Consider the following 16729-nt stretch of genomic DNA (forward strand, 5'->3'; position numbering starts at 1 on the left):
AGAAACCCCGATAGTAAACATATAATATCTGATAGATTTTTCTTTTGTAGCATGTAGGTCACCATATTTCTAAAATGATGTATGGTATATATGAAATAGAATAGAAATGGTAGACAAGCTTAAGCGGAAATGTACACTCAATATGTACATTTTTTATTTTGTAGAAAAACATAATTGTTATAGAAACATATATTGGTATAGAAGGGAGGCGAAGCATGAAACATAAAGGGAAAATTAGTGGATTATTACTTGGGAATACAGTGGCAGTTACAGAATGGATTGCGCTTCAGGATGTAATTACAAAACTGGATTCGCGATCATTTTATACCGTCTTTATTATTTATATATTGCAAATGATACTCAGCTATTATTTTGGACATTGGTATGATAAAAGAGCGAGTGGGCGTATGGATACGGAAGTAGGAGGAATGGCAAGTAATGATTTTGTAGTTGATTTTTTTGAGAAAGTAGCTGCTTTATCAGAACGAGATTCTCATAATATTACAGTGTACATTCTTTCTGTGAAAGAATGGAAAGGACTAAAAGAAACAGTGCAAGAAAAAAAAATGGAGGTGTTAGTACAAAAGTTGGAGAGTACGATTGTAAAGACAATTCGTAAAGGCGATGTCGTTACGAAGTGGGATGAAAATAAGTATGTTATTGTGGCGATCGATAACGGACATGAAAAATCGACAATAACAAACCGATTAATGAAAAATATTGAAAGTGAAATAGAAAATGGCTTGTTAAGTATGACTCTATTATTTGGGGCTGCTAGTTATCCAATAGAAGGAAAAACGTTTGAAGAATTGTTAAGAAAGGCACAAAATCAATTGTACCAGCATAGAAATTCGTAAAAAAATAAGTAAAACTTTGATGTGAAGAAATATGATATGAAGAAGTTTTGATTGTAACATTTTTTTGACTTTTATTACAAAAAGAACTTTTTTTGTAATAAAAGTCTTTAAAAATATATGAAATAGGCATATAATTATGATGGATGTGTCAATGCATTTTGCACAATGTGTTTCACTTTAAAAGTGTAGAGGAAAGCATACTCTACACTTTTCCTTTTTAGGGAATAGTTGCAAGATCGCATTTATACTGTGTAAAATGAACAAAGAGATTATTTGATAGAAAGCGGGAAAGGGAATGATAGACGTGAGAGAACAACGAACATCTTTTATCAGGTGAATGATTACTGTTGTTCTTCAAATTATTATGGTTGTGATGAATTCCGTTGTACTTTTGTGTAATACATAATATCAATAGGTTTTAAAAAGTGCCAAGTAAAAGATGGATATGGAACTGCTATTTAGTCCAAAAACGGAAAATGTAATTTTAAGTAATACAATTTGTACAAGCATTATAAACAATATGAATGATTTTCGTGAAAAAGGTGCGAGTGTGGAGTTTATAAAAGACTATATAATTTCATAGCTTTATACACGATGATCGTATATAAGTAGGAGGAAAAAGATGTTGAAATATAGTAAATTAGCAATTGTAACTGCATTATCAATGACTTTACTAGCGGGTTGTTTCGGGCCGAAACCAGAAGAGGAATTATATGTTGCATTTGAAAATGCTGCAAAGCAAGAAAAAACAATGTTTGAAGATGCAAAAAAACTTGAAACTTTAGAGAAAGAGGGACAAGAATTATATAACCAGATTGTTCAAGAAGGAAAAGATAATAATCAAACTGTTAAGGAAAAACTAAACCAAGCAGTGAAAAATACAGATGAACGAGAAAAAGTGCTTAAACAAGAAAAAGAATCTTTAACTAAGGCACAAGAAGAAGTGAAATCGGCAGATAAATATGTGAAGAAAATTGAAGATAAGAAATTGAAAGATCAAGCGGATAAAGTGAAAAGCACATATGAGAAACGACATGATTCATTTAACAAAATGTATGATAGCTATAATAAATCGTTAAAACAAGAAAAAGAATTATATACAATGCTACAAGATAAAGGTACAAAATTAAAAGATATTAGTGAAAAAGTAAAAGTAGTAAATCAGTCTTATAAAGATATTGAATCAGAAAAAGACAAGTTTAATGAATTTACGAAATCTTATAATACAGAAAAAATAGCTTTTTATAAACAAGCAAATATTAAAATTAAAGAAGAGAAAAAATAAAACAGTTTGGCCTACAATTGGCCAAACTGTTTTATTTTTTTGTATAGGTACGACTATACCATGGGACAGGTTCACTTAATTTTTTTTCTTGTTTTAGCGCTTCAGGACCAATATAATCTTGAAGTGTTTTTTTTGCTACTGTTAAAGATAAGGTTGTTTTCGGATTTCGATAGGAGGATTCAAGATGACCGAGATGTGGTAGGATTCGAAAATCTTCTTTTGTAGGAGGAATATGGAAAAAGTAATCACCTAAACGTATAAGAACATCAGATTGTTGTTGGCTAAAACGTGGATTTCTAGAGAAATGTAATCCTTCTTTAATAGCTTTTTTTTCAGTAATTAAGCGTTCTAAAGCTGTCTTTTTTAACCAGTATAAATACTTCGGATTAGTTGCAGCTTTAGCATGACGATTCACAACGAAAATAGATTGAGCTAGTCGATTAATAGAATGTTGGTTTTGTAATTGAGATTGTGGTTGTGAAGGTTTCATATTAAATCTCCTTTCAATTTTTCATTATTATACCATAAGTAAAAGCGATTTTTATTATATGCAAAAAGTGATTGTATATATTTTCAATATTAAAGCAATATTGTTACAAAAAACAACTATTTTGTATAATAGTAATAGAATGTGTTTTAGAAATTTGATAATGAAAGAGTGAGAAGTTTGAAAGAAATATTAAAACAGCAATATGCCATTATAGATATTGGATCTAATACAATGCGTTTAGTTATTTATGAAAAGCAAAACGGAGGTTTTTATAAAGAGATTGAAAATACGAAAGTGGTTGCAAGGTTAAGGAATTACTTAGTCGATGGTGTGTTGATTGAAGAAGGAATAGAGATATTGTTACAAACATTATTTCAATTTCAAGAAAGTACACGATTCCATCAGTTGCGCCATGTACTTTGTGTTGCAACAGCAACAATTAGGCAGGCTGAGAATCAAGAGGAAATTAAAAAACTTGTTGAAGGACAAACAGACTTTACTCTTAGAGTATTATCAGAATATGAAGAAGCACGTTACGGCTATTTAGCGGTTATGAATTCAACTTCGTTCTCGGAAGGGATTACAGTAGATATTGGTGGAGGAAGTACGGAAGTTACATACTTTCGAAATAGAGAGATTTTAGAGTATCATAGCTTTCCTTTTGGGGCACTTTCTTTAAAGAAACAATTTATTAAAGAGGATATACCTACTGAAGAAGAGTTGGACAAGCTTCAAACGTATCTAGAATATCAATTTCGAACATTACCATGGTTAATTGATAAGAAATTGCCCCTTATTGCAATTGGTGGTAGTGCGAGGAACTTAGTGAAAATTCATCAAAATTTAATTTGTTATCCTATAGCAGGAGTACATTTATACAAGATGAAAAAAGAAGATATTAAAAATGTGAAAGAAGAATTGGAAGGACTGTCGTTCATAGAACTTCAAAAAATGGAAGGATTGGCAAAAGATCGAGCGGATACAATTGTTCCAGCAGCTGAAGTATTTCATACGCTTGTTAATGTTATAGAGGCGCCAGCATTTGTATTAAGTAGAAAAGGATTAAGAGAAGGTGTTTTCTATGAAGAGTTGACAAAAGATTTGGGGATTTCATATTATCCGAACGTGGTCGAAGAAAGTTTGTATTTATTATCACATGAATATGAAATGGACATGGAATTTGTAATGCAGCTTATTAAACATGGAAGATTAATTTGTCAACAGCTTGAAGAAACAGGGCTGATTTCTATGTCAATAAAAGACTGGGAAGTATTCCATCAAGCAGCGAAAGTATTTAATATAGGCAAATATATAGACGAAGAAGCGAGCCGCTTACATACGTTTTATTTATTAGCAAATAAAACAATTGATGGTATGATGCATAAAGAGCGAGTTAGATTAGCGCTTATTGCGTCTTATAAATCAAAAATGTTATTCAAACAACATCTGTCTCCGTTTGAAGGATGGTTTGATAAAAACGAACAAAAAAAAATACGCCTATTAGGGGCTGTTTTACAATTTTCAGCAGCTCTAAATATAAGACAAAGATCGCTTGTTGAATCGATATCTATAACAGAAAGCAAAGAAGGATTAACATTTAAAATTGTATGTGAGCAATCGGCATTAGCGGAAAAAGTGCAAGCTGAAAAGCAAAAAAAGCAGCTGGAAAGAGTATTGAAAACGAATATTAACTTATTCTTCGAATCAAAACAATAAGTTGTACGGATGTCTTTACAAAAAATTAACACTTTGGAATATTGTAATTTGTTAAAATGAAAGTAACTAAATTATAGTGAAAAAGTTTCAAGGGAAGTGTGAAGAGGATGGAAATGTTGAAGGGGAATATAGTCAATTTAAATGATACAGCTTATTACAACAATAGAGAACTAAGTTGGTTAGCATTTAATGAACGTGTACTACAAGAAGCACAGGATGAAATGAATCCGCTTTTAGAAAGATTAAAGTTTATTAGCATTTTTAGCTCCAATTTAGATGAATTCTTTATGGTACGTGTAGCAGGATTGAAGGATCAAGTGAGCGCTGGGTTTAACCAACCAGAAAATAAGGCTGGCTTAACACCAAAAAAGCAATTAAATAAAATTGCGATAAAGGCCCATGAATTAATGACTGTACAATATGATACGTTTAAAAATTATGTGTTGCCAGCGTTGGAGCTAGAGGGGATTGAGCGTTTAACATTCCATGATTTGACGAAAGAACAAAGAGAATTTATAGAAGAGTATTTTGATGAGCAAATTTTCCCAGTCTTAACACCTGTAGCTATCGATGCGTATCGTCCATTTCCTATGTTATTAAATAAAAGTTTGAATTTAGCTACTCTTTTATATGATGAGAAACAAGTGGAGGAAGAAAACCGCACGAAGTTAGGAATTGTACAAGTTCCTTCATTACTTGAACGTTTCATATTTTTACCGAGTGAAGGGCAAAAGCATAAATTTATTTTATTAGAAGATGTAATTAGTGGTTTTACTCATAAATTATTCACTGGATATAAAGTATCATCTGTTACTCGTTTCCGTATTACACGCAATGCGGATTTAACGATTCATGAAGAAGGTGCGAGAGATTTATTAAAAGTAATTGAAAAAGAATTAAAAAAGCGTAAGTGGGGAGCTGCTGTACGTTTAGAAGTTGGCAAAGAACACATTGATGAAAGAGTATTAGCGTTATTATATGAGGTGTTGGAAGTAAAAGATGAAGATGTGTATATAATGGATGGACCGTTAGATTTAACATGTCTATTTTCTTTATATAAAAAACTAGCACCTTTATATGAACATCTTGTATATCCGGCTCTTATTCCGCAACCTCCTCAAGACTTAGGTGATGAGGAAGATGTATTTGAAAAGGCGATCGAACATGATATTTTATTACATCATCCTTTTGAATCGTTTCAGCCAGTAGTTGATTTTGTTCGTGATGCGGCAGACGACCCAAATGTACTTGCGATCAAACAAACATTATATCGAGTAAGTGGTGATTCTCCAATTATTCAGGCGCTAAAGGTAGCGGCTGAAAAAGGGAAACAAGTGACGGTGTTGGTTGAATTAAAGGCAAGGTTTGATGAAGAAAATAATGTGCATTGGGCTAAAGAATTAGAACAGGCGGGTTGTCATGTTATTTACGGTGTAAGTCATTTGAAAACACATAGTAAAATTACGCTAGTTGTAAGAAGAAAAAACGGAAAAATTGAAAGGTTCGTACATCTTGGAACCGGAAATTACAATGATGCAACGGCAAAGCTATATACTGATTTTGGCTATATTACATCACGGAAAGACTTTGGGGTCGATGCAACAAATTTCTTTAATTATTTGAGTGGTTATACAACAAAGCCACATTTTCATCATTTATCGGTTGCACCATTTGATATAAGAGAGCAATTTATGGATTTAATAGATGAAGAAATTCGTTATCATAGGCAATATGGAAATGGATATATCATTGCTAAAATGAATTCATTAACTGATAAACCACTTATTAAAAAAATATATGAAGCATCACAAGCTGGAGTAAAGGTAGAACTCATCGTTCGAGGAACATGCTGCCTACGACCTGGCATTCCAAATGTAAGTGAAAATATTCGGGTAGTTAGTGTTGTCGGGAGATATTTAGAACATAGCCGTATTTATTATTTCCATCATAATGGAGAAGAGAAAATATATTTATCTTCAGCTGACTGGATGACACGAAATATGGAGAAACGTGTAGAAATCTCTTTCCCGATATTAGATATTGAAATGAAGGCACGAATTAAGGCGATTTTACAGCTTACTTTAGCTGATAATGTGAAAACACGTGAACAGAATAAATCTGGTGACTATTACTATGTTATTAATAGTAGTACAGAAGAAATTGATAGCCAAGTGAAGTTATTTAAGATGGCGTATCAAAATACAGATGCTGAATAATGAGAACAAAGTAAAAAACCTCTTTTTTAAGAGGTTTTTTACTTTGTTCTCTACTTATTATAAAGGATGCGTAGAGAGAATACTTTTTATTATAAGCATGTTAATGGATCATCAATCGGTTAAGAAAGGAAATAACATTAGTAGAATTGTTGTGGTACATTAATAATAGAATGGTTGTTGACAAGGTCCACCATAACAAGGATAAGGTGTCGGCGGTGGGAAAGGTGGTGGATATGGTGGGTAATACGGTCTAGGACCGAAAGCTAATGCTCCGCCAAGCAGTCCACCAGCAATACCAGCTAGAAATGGGACGCCAAAAAACGGAAAGAAGCGTGAGTCGCCTACTGGACCAATAGGTGCTGAACGGACTGGGATTGGTTGATAATATGGATACATGAACAAACCTCCTTTATTGGACTCACTTTTATCATATGGTAAATGAAACATGGATGAGCGCGTACAAGAAAGGATATGTAAGAAAATAGGCGAATGATTACGAATGCTGGAGCGTAAAAATTGTTATTTCAGGTTTTGCCATAAATCGGAATGGGACACGTGTTCTGCCAAGGCCTCGATTGACATAGAGAGCTAAATCTTGGATCGTATAGAAACCTTCTACATAGTTTTTAGCAAGTGCTGGGGTAATAATAGCGCCTAAAAAAGGAATTTGTACTTGTCCGCCATGGCTATGACCAGAAAGTTGTAAGTTAACTGGATATGTAGCAATTTGCGGTGCAATATCTGGTTCGTGAACAAGAACAATGTTATAAATATTTTTCCGAGCGCGCTGTAGTGTTTCCTTTATTTTTGGTTTGCCTAATAGTATATCATCAAGACCGAAAATTGAAATTTCACTATTATCCAGTAGACGGATTCTCTTTTCACTGTTTAGTAATAGTTCAAATCCAGATTCACGCATGATGTGTTCGTAGTATTCCGTTCCATATCCGCCGTGATCATGGTTACCATAAATAGAAAATTTACCGAAGGGTGCTTGTATATTTTTTAAGATGGATGCAACGAAAGGAGTGTCAGTATATGTTTGATAATTATCAATGAGATCACCAGTAAAGAGAACAATGTCGGGTTTTACAGCATTAATTTTAGAAACGATTTGAGATAAATGTTGGAGAGAGAAATAGTATCCGAGATGTAAATCACTAAATTGAAGAATCTTCATACCATGAAAACTTTTTGGTATGAGTTGTGATTTCAATGTATGCTCTGTAAAAGAGAGTAGATGAGGCTCAATATATTTAGCGTAATAGTATCCGACGCTAGTCGTTATAATTGAATATAGACACGTACGCATTCCAGTTTTTAGAAAATCTCTTCTCGTAATTTTCTTCATAAAAATATGAGTATACCTAATTGGTTTATATTATATGTGTTCGTTACATTTACAGGTTACTCAAATCTCCTTTCGTTTTTTTTAATATATTTTAAATCATGTAAAAGTAGTATAGATAACGAAAAAACGAATAAAAAGAAACCTCTTTACGTTAAGATATCAGAAAAGTTTAAAAATATAAAGATTTCTATTAAATAAAATGATAAAATGAATGTGTATTCATTTTTGGGAGGGGATATATATGAAAGAAAAAGTAGTTATTATAACAGGTGGATCGAGCGGAATGGGAAAAGGAATGGCGACTCGCTTTGCAAAAGAAGGGGCACGAGTTGTTATTACAGGACGTACAAAGGAAAAACTAGAGGAAACAAAATTGGAAATTGAACAATTTCCAGGACAAATATTACCGGTACAAATGGATGTAAGAAATACGGATGATATTCAGAAAATGATTGAACAGATTGATGAGAAGTTTGGACGAATTGATATTTTAATCAATAATGCAGCTGGAAACTTTATTTGTCCAGCAGAAGATTTATCCGTGAACGGCTGGAATTCGGTTATTAATATTGTGTTAAACGGTACATTTTACTGTAGCCAGGCTGTCGGAAAATATTGGATTGAAAAAGGTATAAAAGGAAATATCATTAACATGGTAGCAACATATGCGTGGGATGCAGGTCCGGGAGTTATTCATTCGGCTGCAGCGAAGGCTGGAGTATTAGCAATGACGAAGACACTCGCTGTTGAGTGGGGACGTAAATATGGAATCCGAGTTAACGCTATTGCGCCAGGACCAATTGAACGTACGGGCGGTGCTGATAAATTATGGATTTCAGAAGAAATGGCTAAGCGTACGATACAAAGTGTTCCGCTTGGAAGACTTGGTACGCCAGAAGAAATTGCAGGTCTAGCTTATTATTTATGTTCAGATGAAGCTGCGTACATAAATGGAACTTGTATGACAATGGATGGAGGACAACATTTACATCAATATCCATTTTAAAAGGGATAAGAAAAATGTGACGGAATTGTGACATATGAAAGAAAAGTGTTTACAAGAGGTCATATATACGTTATATTTAAGACCTCTTTTTTCTTCATAGTAGAATTGCTAATTCCCCTTAGCATTTTACCCCTCTAATCCCTTCAGGAAAACTGAAGGGATTTTTTATTATTTTTCCGTAAATATCATGTTATAATTTTTGAAAAGTAAAGGGAGGGAAGCACGTTGATAGATGCATTAGATGTAATGAGTAACTTGGATAAAGTCCTTCCTTATTATCAAGCAATTTTTAGTGCTGATGAACATACTGTAATTGGATATGAAGTAGTAGGGCGTATTCAAACAGAAGAGGGCATACAAAGTTTAGCTTCTTTCTTTCATGATGACTCTATTCCAAGTGAGTTTCAACTAGAAGCGGATAACATTATAGTAGAAAAAGCTTTAAATCGTTATTTAGAAAGTGATCAAAAACTATTATTATTTATACATCGGAATGCTAACGTATTAATGAACGATGATGATGAAAGTTTGCTTCAACTTTTATTGATGTATGAAAAACAAGGTTTAAATTTGAAAAACATTGTTTTAGAGATTACAGAACATGAATGTAAAGAAGATATAGAGCAATTTAATCATTTGCTTATGTATTATCGTACATATGGTATTCAAATTTCGATTAATAAAGTCGGAACAGGTACAAGTAATTTAGAACGTATTAGCGTGTTAGCACCTGATATTTTAAAAGTAGATTTAACAAATTTAAGGCAAACTGCACTTTTACAATCTTATCAAGATATTTTATATTCTTTATCATTACTTGCTAGAAGAATTGGTGCGACATTGTTATATGAAGAAATAGATGCTTTTTATCAATTACAATATGCATGGAAAAACGGTGGTAGGTACTATCAAGGGAATTATTTGAAAGAATGCTTACCTGATTTTATTGAAACGAACGTTTTGAAAGAACGACTTGGTAATGAGTGTCATCAATTTATTCAACATGAGAAGAAAAAACTACAAAAGATTTATAATTTAACAGAAATGTTACGCGATCGAATTGGCGATGTTTTAGCGAAACAGAAAAAGAATGAAGATATAAATGATTGGTTATTACAATTTAGCCAAAGTGTATCACAATGTAGTTTTCGTATATTTATTTGTAACGAAGATGGTTTCCAACAATCAGGAAACGTTATGAAAAAAGATGGGGAATGGATTGTGATGCCTGAGTATTACATGAAGAACTGGAGTTGGCGCCCGTATTTTCTAGAGAATATTATGAAAATGCGTTTTGAGAATAAAGCAAGACTTTCAGATTTATATGCTGATATTGAAACCGGTGAGATGGTACGAACATTTTCTTTCCCGATTGATGATGAAAACTTTTTATTTATAGATTTATCGTATGAATATTTATATGAAGAAGATGTTTTATTTTAATGCACGAAGAGATTCGTGCATTTTTTGTTTGTTTTTATCATAAATTGGTAATAGTGAAAATGGTGCTGAAAATGCTGTCTATCGTTGTAAAGATTTTACGAACGAAACCAGCCCTTTCTTTGCATAATCATTGTTACAATGAATACTACAAAGACAAGTTTTCTTAAAAGGAAGGTGAAAAAATGAGGAAATATGGAATATGGTTAGTTCTATTTGTATGCGTTGCCTTTCTAGTTGGTTATAGTGTTACAACTGTTTTAGGAAAAGAGGAAGTGAAAGTCGATCGGAAAGAAGTGTTTGAAACGATACAAAAAGGCTATGAAAGCCAATTTTCAATTCGTGGGAAGCATTTGCCGATGAATAAGATGATAGAAACGTTATCACCATATTTTACAGAGAATTTCCTTCAAGTATTTACAGATGAAAATAGTAGAAGTGATAAACAAAGTGGTGAATATTTACTTCCAGCAAAAGAAGCGCCATTTTCTTTTAATTCAGAAACGAAAATGTCATATGATGAAGAGCATAAAATTTTATATGTTTATGAGCGGGCGAAAAGTGGACAATATCAAATTGTAACATTGCAAAGAGATCAAGGGAAATGGAAATTGGCCGGATATCATGAAAGCCAAGAACTTTTAACTGAAATAAAAAGGTTACAACAATTATAAAGTGAAACTTTAATCAATAGGGGGCATACCCCGTTGAATATTAACCCGCCACAATCGGATGTATACTTCCAAAATATAGCGGGATAAGAATAGGAATAGGTCTTTACCTATTCCTATTCTATATTAAGTAGTTGTTGTAATTTTTCAATTTGAAAACCAGCAACGACTTCTCCGTCAATTACAACCGTTGGAGTTGAATAAGAATCATAGTCATATAAAAGACGATTGCGAGCAGCGGCGTCTTTTTTTACGTCAAATTCTTCGTATACAACGTTATTATGCTTTAAAAATTCTTTCACAATAACACATGGCGGACAATCAGGTTGTGTGTAAACCTCAATTTTTTTCATTGCAATTCCTCCTTTTTACTGTTTTTTATTATATTCTTCCAGTATAAAAATCGCAATAAAGAAGGGAAAAGATGTTCTTTCTGTTTTTTCCTTCGTATTTCGACAAATTTTTAGTTGAGTTTCTGGCCAATAACCTTTATCCTAGAGTGTGGAACATTTTTTCTGTTATGACGGATAGAATGAGTATAGCTGTAAAACCTATTGGTAGGAAGATCAGAGAAAGGAGAGATTTCATGTCTCTACTCCAAGGAATTTTAACTCGACTTGTTAGTCTACAAGAACAAGCTGAAAGCGGTGAAGTAGCACAACGCTATTTTGAAGTGAACGGTGAGCGCAAATGTAGCGTGAAATTTTTCGATAAAAGTGAAATGTATGAGTTAGAAGTGTATCAACAAGGTGAAAAACCTCAAGTGTATCAATTCGATAATATCGACATGGTTGCAATTGAGATTTACGATATCATTTCTTGATACATATAAAAAAGGTGTTGCCATAGGGCAACACCTTTTTTAGTTCTATTACTTTTAGTATATATGTATAAGGATTTTTCATTTTTCCTACAATGGTAATAAAGTGAAAGTGTAATTAGTAGGGTTTCTTCGGCCTATGCTGTTTATTATCCATCACCAATTGTAAATAGCGGGATGAAAATAGTGAGGAGGTGTGTTATATGGAACGTTTACCAGTTGTGATTTGTCCTAATTGTCACAATGCTGCTGAGATTATTCATGTACTAACGGCTCAATCGAATCAAAACGTAATTTATACGTGCCAAGTTTGCCAATATGTAATTCGGAATATTGAAACGAATAAAGGGTAGGGAGTTATAATTTTGGTTTTTGTCCCATACAATGAGAATACGAAAAGTCTGTCTAATTGAAAGGACGTGACTATGTGGCCGGTGAACATAAATTTTATAATGTTTCAGAGAGACATTTAAATTTTGATATGGTCTTTACCCGTATTTGTAATTTCATTGAAAAGGATCCGCGAAATTTATATCGTTTATCCATTGGGACAGACTCACAAGCACATCAAAAGGATACGAGGTTTATTACGGCAATTCATATTCATCGCGTTGGAAAAGGAGCCTGGGGGTGTTTACACCATCAATCAGTAAAAGATAAGCCAGCAACTTTACGTGAGAAAATATATTTAGAGACGCAGTTTAGTCAAGAAATTGCATGCCTATTTACTCCAAATCATATACAAACAATATGGGATTTATTGCATCCATATGCTCAAGATGGGGCTGGTTTTATAATGGAGATTCATTTAGATATTGGAAATGATGGTTTAACAAAAGAATTTATTCTAGATATGACAGCGAAAATTCAAGCGATGGGATTAACTGCAAAAATTAAGCCAGATGCTTATGCGGCGTTTAGTTATGCAAATCGATATACGAAATAAAAACAATTTATATATTTCTTCCACTAAAAACTGAATATTACATCTATTAAATAGGCTGAAAATTGTATATAATAATGGTAACGATGCGAGTATAAGGAGAGGGGTATATGAAAAGGGAATTTGTTTTAACGGAAGAAGAGGAAAGTTTGTTATTAGATATTTTATTTCAGCAAAATTATGCGAGTGAAATTTTAGCTGTGGAACTTACAGATATCGAGAATGGTTTAAAAAAGACAGACGTGATGCAATATAAAAAAATCACAAGGTTATTTTACAGATTAAAAAATAAAGGGTATTAAGCGCTACCGGAATGGTAGTCTTTTTTTTGTGTTATATGCTAAAATAGCTGTGTAATTTTGTTTTTACTGAAAGAATGTAAGGACAAAATAATAATGTGAAAACGCTGTCATAAAATGTGAATAGAGCCGGTAATTATAAGCAGGAAAAAGGGAAAATGGGGGATGTAATATGATTAGTATTCCAAAAGACGAGTTTCAACAAATTTTTGTAAAAGATTTAATGATTTCATCAGAAAAAGTAGCACACGTCCAAATAGGGAATGGTTTAGAGCATGCTTTACTCGTACTTGTGAAATCTGGATATTCGGCGATACCTGTTTTGGACCCGATGTACAAATTGCATGGGTTAATTAGTACTGCTATGATTTTAGACGGTATGTTAGGGCTAGAACGCATTGAGTTTGAAAGACTTGACGAAATGAAAGTAGAGCAAGTAATGAAGAAAGATATTCCGGTTCTTAAGTTAGAAGATTCATTTGCAAAAGCATTAGAAATGACTATTGATCATCCATTTATTTGCGCTGTCAATGAAGATGGGTATTTTGAGGGGATTTTAACACGTCGAGCCATTTTAAAATTGTTGAATAAAAAAGTAAGGCAACATAATCGATAATGTGAGAAAAGTGACTTCATAGAACCGAAGAAGTCACTTTTTTTTCGTGCATATCAGTTGTGTATGTATTATATTTAAAAAGATAAAAAATATAAGCGTATGTAGTTAAATTAAGGATGAAAAGCTTATTGAGATAAGGTGTATGGAAGCTAAGGAAAGAGGGAGAAAGTTGCAAATTGATGATTTTCAAATGATGGTTGTGTTAGCACAGGAATCAAATATGAGAAAAGCGGCGGAACGTTTATTTGTTTCACAACCTGCGCTTAGTCAACGATTACAATCTATGGAGAAACAATGGGGAATGAAGTTTTTTATTCGTTCGCAAAAAGGATTGACAATTACACCTGAAGGGGAAAAAGTCGCAAATTACGCAAAAGAAATGCTACAAAGGGAAGAGGATATTAAAAGTGAGCTAGCTGTTTTTAGAACAGAAACTCATGGGACGTTAAAAATAGCTGTCGCATCAGTTATTGGTCAATATTGGCTTCCTCCTGTTTTGAAGAAGTTTGTACATAAATATCCTTCTGTGAAAATATCGCTGTTTACTGGCTGGAGTAGTGAAGTGCAAAAGCAATTTTATGAAGGAGACGTTCATGTTGCTATATTGAGAGGAACACAAGAATATAAAGGCCAGAAGCAACAATTATTTGAAGATGAACTTTATTTAGTGGATAAAGAAATAAAAGATATTTCGATGTTAAAAGAAACAAATAGACCATTTATTCAATTTAAAAGTGATTCGACTTATTATGGACAAATACAAAATTGGTGGTATGGTTTATTTTCTAATCCACCTAAGAGAACAATTGTCGTTGATCAAATTGAGACTTGCAAACAACTCGTTTTAAATGGTATAGGTTATGCTCTTTTACCTTCTACTGTTTTAAAAGAAGTACAGGAAAATATGTATAAAACACCTGTCCAATTAACGAGAGAAACATGGTTATTGACGAGTGAATCAGCTAGACAATTGAAGCAAGTACAAGCATTTTTAGAAATTATAGAAGAAATTCAAATGGAAAAATAGGATTATTATCTTGCTACTCGCTCTATCGTTTGGTAGAGTAACATTATAAATGGATTTAGGAGGCAACAAGAATGAAAATGATGGACGCTAACGAAATTATTTCGTTTATTCAAAAAAGTGAAAAGAAAACTCCTGTAAAGGTATACATAAAAGGGGATTTAAAAGAAGTAACATTCCCTGAAACGGTACAAGCATTTGTAAATAAAAAGTCTGGTGTATTATTTGGAGAATGGTCTGAAATTAAGACAATTCTAGATGAAAATAGCAAGTACATTGTGGATTACGTTGTTGAAAATGACCGTCGTAATTCTGCAATTCCAATGCTTGATTTAAAAGGTATTAAAGCTCGTATTGAGCCAGGTGCGATTATTCGTGACCACGTTGAAATCGGCGACAACGCTGTTATTATGATGAATGCAACAATTAATATCGGTGCTGTAATTGGTGAAGGGTCTATGATCGACATGAACGCGGTACTTGGTGGACGTGCAACTGTTGGTAAGAACTGTCACGTAGGTGCAGGCGCAGTACTTGCAGGTGTTATTGAGCCACCTTCAGCAAAACCAGTTATCGTTGAAGACGATGTTGTTATTGGTGCTAACGTAGTTGTGTTAGAGGGAGTTACAGTAGGTAAAGGTGCAGTTGTAGCAGCAGGAGCTGTTGTAACAGAAGATGTACCTCCATATACAGTTGTAGCAGGTACTCCAGCACGTGTAATTAAAGAGATTGATGAGAAGACAAAAGCAAAAACTGAAATTAAACAAGAGCTTCGTCAATTAAACCCAGAGAAATAAAAACAAAAAAGCGTAAGAGCATAAACAGGCTCTTACGCTTTTTATAGATAGAGGTGCAAAAATGGTAGTAAGCAAATTCGTTCAAATTCGTAGAGACTTACACAAAATACCGGAAATTGGATTTAAAGAGTGGAAAACACAACAGTATATTTTAGATTACATAGGAACGCTTTCGAATGAACATGTGGAAGTGAAAGTATGGAGAACAGGTGTCATTGTTAAAGTAAAGGGAAGAAATCCAGAAAAAGTTATAGGTTATCGCGCAGATATAGACGGTTTACCAATTACAGAGGAAACTGGATATGAGTTCGCTTCTGTTCATGAAGGAATGATGCATGCATGTGGACATGACTTACATACGACAATCGGTTTAGGCCTCCTAACAGCAGCTGTAACAGAAAGAATAGATGATGACCTTGTATTTCTATTCCAACCAGCTGAAGAAGGGCCTGGAGGGGCTCTTCCTATGTTAGAGAGTGAAGAGTTAAAAGAGTGGAAGCCAAATATTATTCTCGGCCTTCATATTGCACCTGAATACCCTGTAGGAACAATTGCTACAAAAGAGGGGCTATTATTTGCAAATACATCAGAGTTATATGTTGATTTAAAGGGGAAAGGTGGACATGCAGCTTATCCTCATACTGCAAATGATATGATTGTCGCAGCTAGTCACCTTGTTACACAGCTTCAGTCCGTTATTAGTCGTAATGTAAACCCACTTGATAGTGCAGTAATTACAATCGGAAAAATAACAGGCGGTACAGTTCAAAATATCATAGCAGAAAAGTCTCGGTTAGAAGGAACGATTCGAACGTTATCAGTGGAATCAATGAGTCGTGTTAAAAGTAGGATTGAGGCAATTGTTGCAGGTATAGAAGCTTCCTTCCAATGTGAAGCGGCTATTGACTACGGAGCGATGTATCACCAAGTATACAACCATGAAGCATTAACGAGAGAGTTTATGCAATTTGTAAGTGAACAAACTGATATGAAAGTAATTACATGTACTGAGGCAATGACAGGTGAAGATTTTGGTTATATGCTTCAAGAGATTCCTGGATTTATGTTTTGGCTTGGGGTAAATTCAGAATATGGTTTACATCATGCAAAATTAAAGCCAGATGAAGAGGCTATTGAGAAAGCTATCGTATTTTTAGATCAATATGTAAAGTGGAAGGGAACTAGAAAGTAAATTTGC

General features: G+C 33.5%; 19 protein-coding genes. 15 read left to right on the top strand and 4 right to left on the bottom strand.

Annotated elements, in window-relative coordinates; genetic code table 11:
- Positions 1 to 215: 215 nt before the first annotated feature.
- A complete protein-coding gene (locus tag ACTFRS_RS15515) occupies positions 216 to 857 on the top strand; it encodes a diguanylate cyclase domain-containing protein (RefSeq protein WP_242293997.1) in 642 nt (213 codons plus the stop codon).
- 622 nt (positions 858 to 1479) lie between these two features.
- The gene (locus ACTFRS_RS15520; protein WP_139866868.1) at positions 1480 to 2142 is read left to right on the top strand and encodes a YkyA family protein; all 663 of its coding nucleotides are present in this window, start codon (positions 1480 to 1482) and stop codon (positions 2140 to 2142) included.
- A gap of 31 nt (positions 2143 to 2173) precedes the next feature.
- Here ACTFRS_RS15520 and ACTFRS_RS15525 read toward each other — a convergent pair whose 3' ends face one another.
- Positions 2174 to 2632 (bottom strand): YkyB family protein, encoded by a 459-nt coding sequence (locus tag ACTFRS_RS15525; RefSeq protein ID WP_000804868.1) that lies wholly within the window; start codon positions 2630 to 2632, stop codon positions 2174 to 2176.
- Positions 2633 to 2809: 177 nt separating this feature from the next.
- Here ACTFRS_RS15525 and ppx point away from each other — a divergent pair, with 177 nt between their 5' ends.
- Positions 2810 to 4348, top strand: a complete 1539-nt coding sequence (gene ppx, locus ACTFRS_RS15530; protein WP_440024713.1) for an exopolyphosphatase — start codon at positions 2810 to 2812, stop codon at positions 4346 to 4348.
- Positions 4349 to 4455: 107 nt separating this feature from the next.
- Positions 4456 to 6564 (top strand): polyphosphate kinase, encoded by a 2109-nt coding sequence (locus tag ACTFRS_RS15535; protein ID WP_139866872.1) that lies wholly within the window; start codon positions 4456 to 4458, stop codon positions 6562 to 6564.
- Between the two features lie 159 nt (positions 6565 to 6723).
- Here the strand turns inward: ACTFRS_RS15535 and ACTFRS_RS15540 are convergent, their stop codons facing one another.
- Together ACTFRS_RS15540 and ACTFRS_RS15545 are read right to left on the bottom strand one after the other, a co-directional pair.
- Entirely contained in the window at positions 6724 to 6960 is a 237-nt protein-coding gene (locus ACTFRS_RS15540; protein WP_000283744.1) for a hypothetical protein, read from the bottom strand.
- 97 nt (positions 6961 to 7057) lie between these two features.
- A complete protein-coding gene (locus tag ACTFRS_RS15545; protein ID WP_087954440.1) occupies positions 7058 to 7915 on the bottom strand; it encodes a metallophosphoesterase in 858 nt (285 codons plus the stop codon).
- A gap of 241 nt (positions 7916 to 8156) precedes the next feature.
- Between ACTFRS_RS15545 and fadH the strand changes: the two genes are divergently transcribed.
- The 3 genes from fadH (at position 8157) to ACTFRS_RS15560 (ending at position 11035) form a co-directional block, all read left to right on the top strand.
- The gene (fadH, locus tag ACTFRS_RS15550; RefSeq protein WP_000660909.1) at positions 8157 to 8921 is read left to right on the top strand and encodes a 2,4-dienoyl-CoA reductase; all 765 of its coding nucleotides are present in this window, start codon (positions 8157 to 8159) and stop codon (positions 8919 to 8921) included.
- A gap of 225 nt (positions 8922 to 9146) precedes the next feature.
- Positions 9147 to 10364 (top strand): EAL domain-containing protein, encoded by a 1218-nt coding sequence (locus tag ACTFRS_RS15555; protein ID WP_000564304.1) that lies wholly within the window; start codon positions 9147 to 9149, stop codon positions 10362 to 10364.
- Between the two features lie 182 nt (positions 10365 to 10546).
- Positions 10547 to 11035 carry a DUF3993 domain-containing protein gene (locus ACTFRS_RS15560; protein ID WP_139866875.1) on the top strand — a complete coding sequence of 163 codons (489 nt, stop codon included), beginning with the start codon at positions 10547 to 10549 and terminating at the stop codon, positions 11033 to 11035.
- A gap of 113 nt (positions 11036 to 11148) precedes the next feature.
- On the opposite strand, the gene ACTFRS_RS15565 is transcribed toward ACTFRS_RS15560, so the two are convergent.
- Entirely contained in the window at positions 11149 to 11385 is a 237-nt protein-coding gene (locus tag ACTFRS_RS15565) for a glutaredoxin family protein (protein ID WP_000717880.1), read from the bottom strand.
- 233 nt (positions 11386 to 11618) lie between these two features.
- Here ACTFRS_RS15565 and ACTFRS_RS15570 point away from each other — a divergent pair, with 233 nt between their 5' ends.
- From ACTFRS_RS15570 to ACTFRS_RS15605, 8 genes are all read left to right on the top strand, one after another.
- Positions 11619 to 11855: a YkuJ family protein gene (locus tag ACTFRS_RS15570; RefSeq protein ID WP_000055151.1), complete on the top strand. Its 237-nt coding sequence runs from the start codon at positions 11619 to 11621 to the stop codon at positions 11853 to 11855.
- Positions 11856 to 12055: 200 nt separating this feature from the next.
- Positions 12056 to 12205, top strand: coding sequence for a hypothetical protein (locus ACTFRS_RS15575; protein WP_048530729.1), 150 nt, complete (start codon positions 12056 to 12058; stop codon positions 12203 to 12205).
- A gap of 74 nt (positions 12206 to 12279) precedes the next feature.
- Positions 12280 to 12798: a ribonuclease H-like YkuK family protein gene (locus ACTFRS_RS15580; RefSeq protein ID WP_000896650.1), complete on the top strand. Its 519-nt coding sequence runs from the start codon at positions 12280 to 12282 to the stop codon at positions 12796 to 12798.
- Between the two features lie 107 nt (positions 12799 to 12905).
- Entirely contained in the window at positions 12906 to 13097 is a 192-nt protein-coding gene (gene abbA / locus ACTFRS_RS15585; protein ID WP_000817794.1) for an antirepressor AbbA, read from the top strand.
- 169 nt (positions 13098 to 13266) lie between these two features.
- On the top strand, positions 13267 to 13710 hold the full coding sequence (gene cbpB, locus ACTFRS_RS15590) for a cyclic-di-AMP-binding protein CbpB (RefSeq protein ID WP_000623566.1): 444 nt from the start codon (positions 13267 to 13269) through the stop codon (positions 13708 to 13710).
- Between the two features lie 142 nt (positions 13711 to 13852).
- Positions 13853 to 14737, top strand: coding sequence for a LysR family transcriptional regulator (locus ACTFRS_RS15595; RefSeq protein ID WP_001984809.1), 885 nt, complete (start codon positions 13853 to 13855; stop codon positions 14735 to 14737).
- Between the two features lie 71 nt (positions 14738 to 14808).
- Positions 14809 to 15531, top strand: coding sequence for a 2,3,4,5-tetrahydropyridine-2,6-dicarboxylate N-acetyltransferase (gene dapD, locus ACTFRS_RS15600; protein WP_000783248.1), 723 nt, complete (start codon positions 14809 to 14811; stop codon positions 15529 to 15531).
- A gap of 61 nt (positions 15532 to 15592) precedes the next feature.
- Positions 15593 to 16723, top strand: coding sequence for an N-acetyldiaminopimelate deacetylase (locus ACTFRS_RS15605; protein WP_139866877.1), 1131 nt, complete (start codon positions 15593 to 15595; stop codon positions 16721 to 16723).
- Positions 16724 to 16729: the final 6 nt, after the last annotated feature.

It is taken from the genome of Bacillus cereus group sp. MYBK139-1, from assembly GCF_051916915.1.
GTDB classification, from domain to species: Bacteria; Bacillota; Bacilli; order Bacillales; family Bacillaceae_G; genus Bacillus_A; species Bacillus_A pacificus.

Excerpts from the sequence above, each read along its gene's own strand:
- dapD (WP_000783248.1), top strand. The coding sequence starts at position 14,809 with ATGAAAATGATGGACGCTAACGAAATTATTTCGTTTATTCAAAAAAGT.
- fadH (WP_000660909.1), top strand. The coding sequence starts at position 8,157 with ATGAAAGAAAAAGTAGTTATTATAACAGGTGGATCGAGCGGAATGGGA.
- ACTFRS_RS15575 (WP_048530729.1), top strand. The coding sequence starts at position 12,056 with ATGGAACGTTTACCAGTTGTGATTTGTCCTAATTGTCACAATGCTGCT.
- ACTFRS_RS15595 (WP_001984809.1), top strand. The coding sequence starts at position 13,853 with ATGGAAGCTAAGGAAAGAGGGAGAAAGTTGCAAATTGATGATTTTCAA.
- ACTFRS_RS15605 (WP_139866877.1), top strand. The coding sequence starts at position 15,593 with ATGGTAGTAAGCAAATTCGTTCAAATTCGTAGAGACTTACACAAAATA.
- ACTFRS_RS15540 (WP_000283744.1), bottom strand. The coding sequence starts at position 6,960 with ATGTATCCATATTATCAACCAATCCCAGTCCGTTCAGCACCTATTGGT.
- ACTFRS_RS15515 (WP_242293997.1), top strand. The coding sequence starts at position 216 with ATGAAACATAAAGGGAAAATTAGTGGATTATTACTTGGGAATACAGTG.
- ACTFRS_RS15570 (WP_000055151.1), top strand. The coding sequence starts at position 11,619 with ATGTCTCTACTCCAAGGAATTTTAACTCGACTTGTTAGTCTACAAGAA.
- ACTFRS_RS15520 (WP_139866868.1), top strand. The coding sequence starts at position 1,480 with ATGTTGAAATATAGTAAATTAGCAATTGTAACTGCATTATCAATGACT.
- ACTFRS_RS15525 (WP_000804868.1), bottom strand. The coding sequence starts at position 2,632 with ATGAAACCTTCACAACCACAATCTCAATTACAAAACCAACATTCTATT.
- ACTFRS_RS15545 (WP_087954440.1), bottom strand. The coding sequence starts at position 7,915 with ATGAAGAAAATTACGAGAAGAGATTTTCTAAAAACTGGAATGCGTACG.
- abbA (WP_000817794.1), top strand. The coding sequence starts at position 12,906 with ATGAAAAGGGAATTTGTTTTAACGGAAGAAGAGGAAAGTTTGTTATTA.
- ACTFRS_RS15535 (WP_139866872.1), top strand. The coding sequence starts at position 4,456 with ATGGAAATGTTGAAGGGGAATATAGTCAATTTAAATGATACAGCTTAT.
- ACTFRS_RS15560 (WP_139866875.1), top strand. The coding sequence starts at position 10,547 with ATGAGGAAATATGGAATATGGTTAGTTCTATTTGTATGCGTTGCCTTT.
- cbpB (WP_000623566.1), top strand. The coding sequence starts at position 13,267 with ATGATTAGTATTCCAAAAGACGAGTTTCAACAAATTTTTGTAAAAGAT.
- ACTFRS_RS15565 (WP_000717880.1), bottom strand. The coding sequence starts at position 11,385 with ATGAAAAAAATTGAGGTTTACACACAACCTGATTGTCCGCCATGTGTT.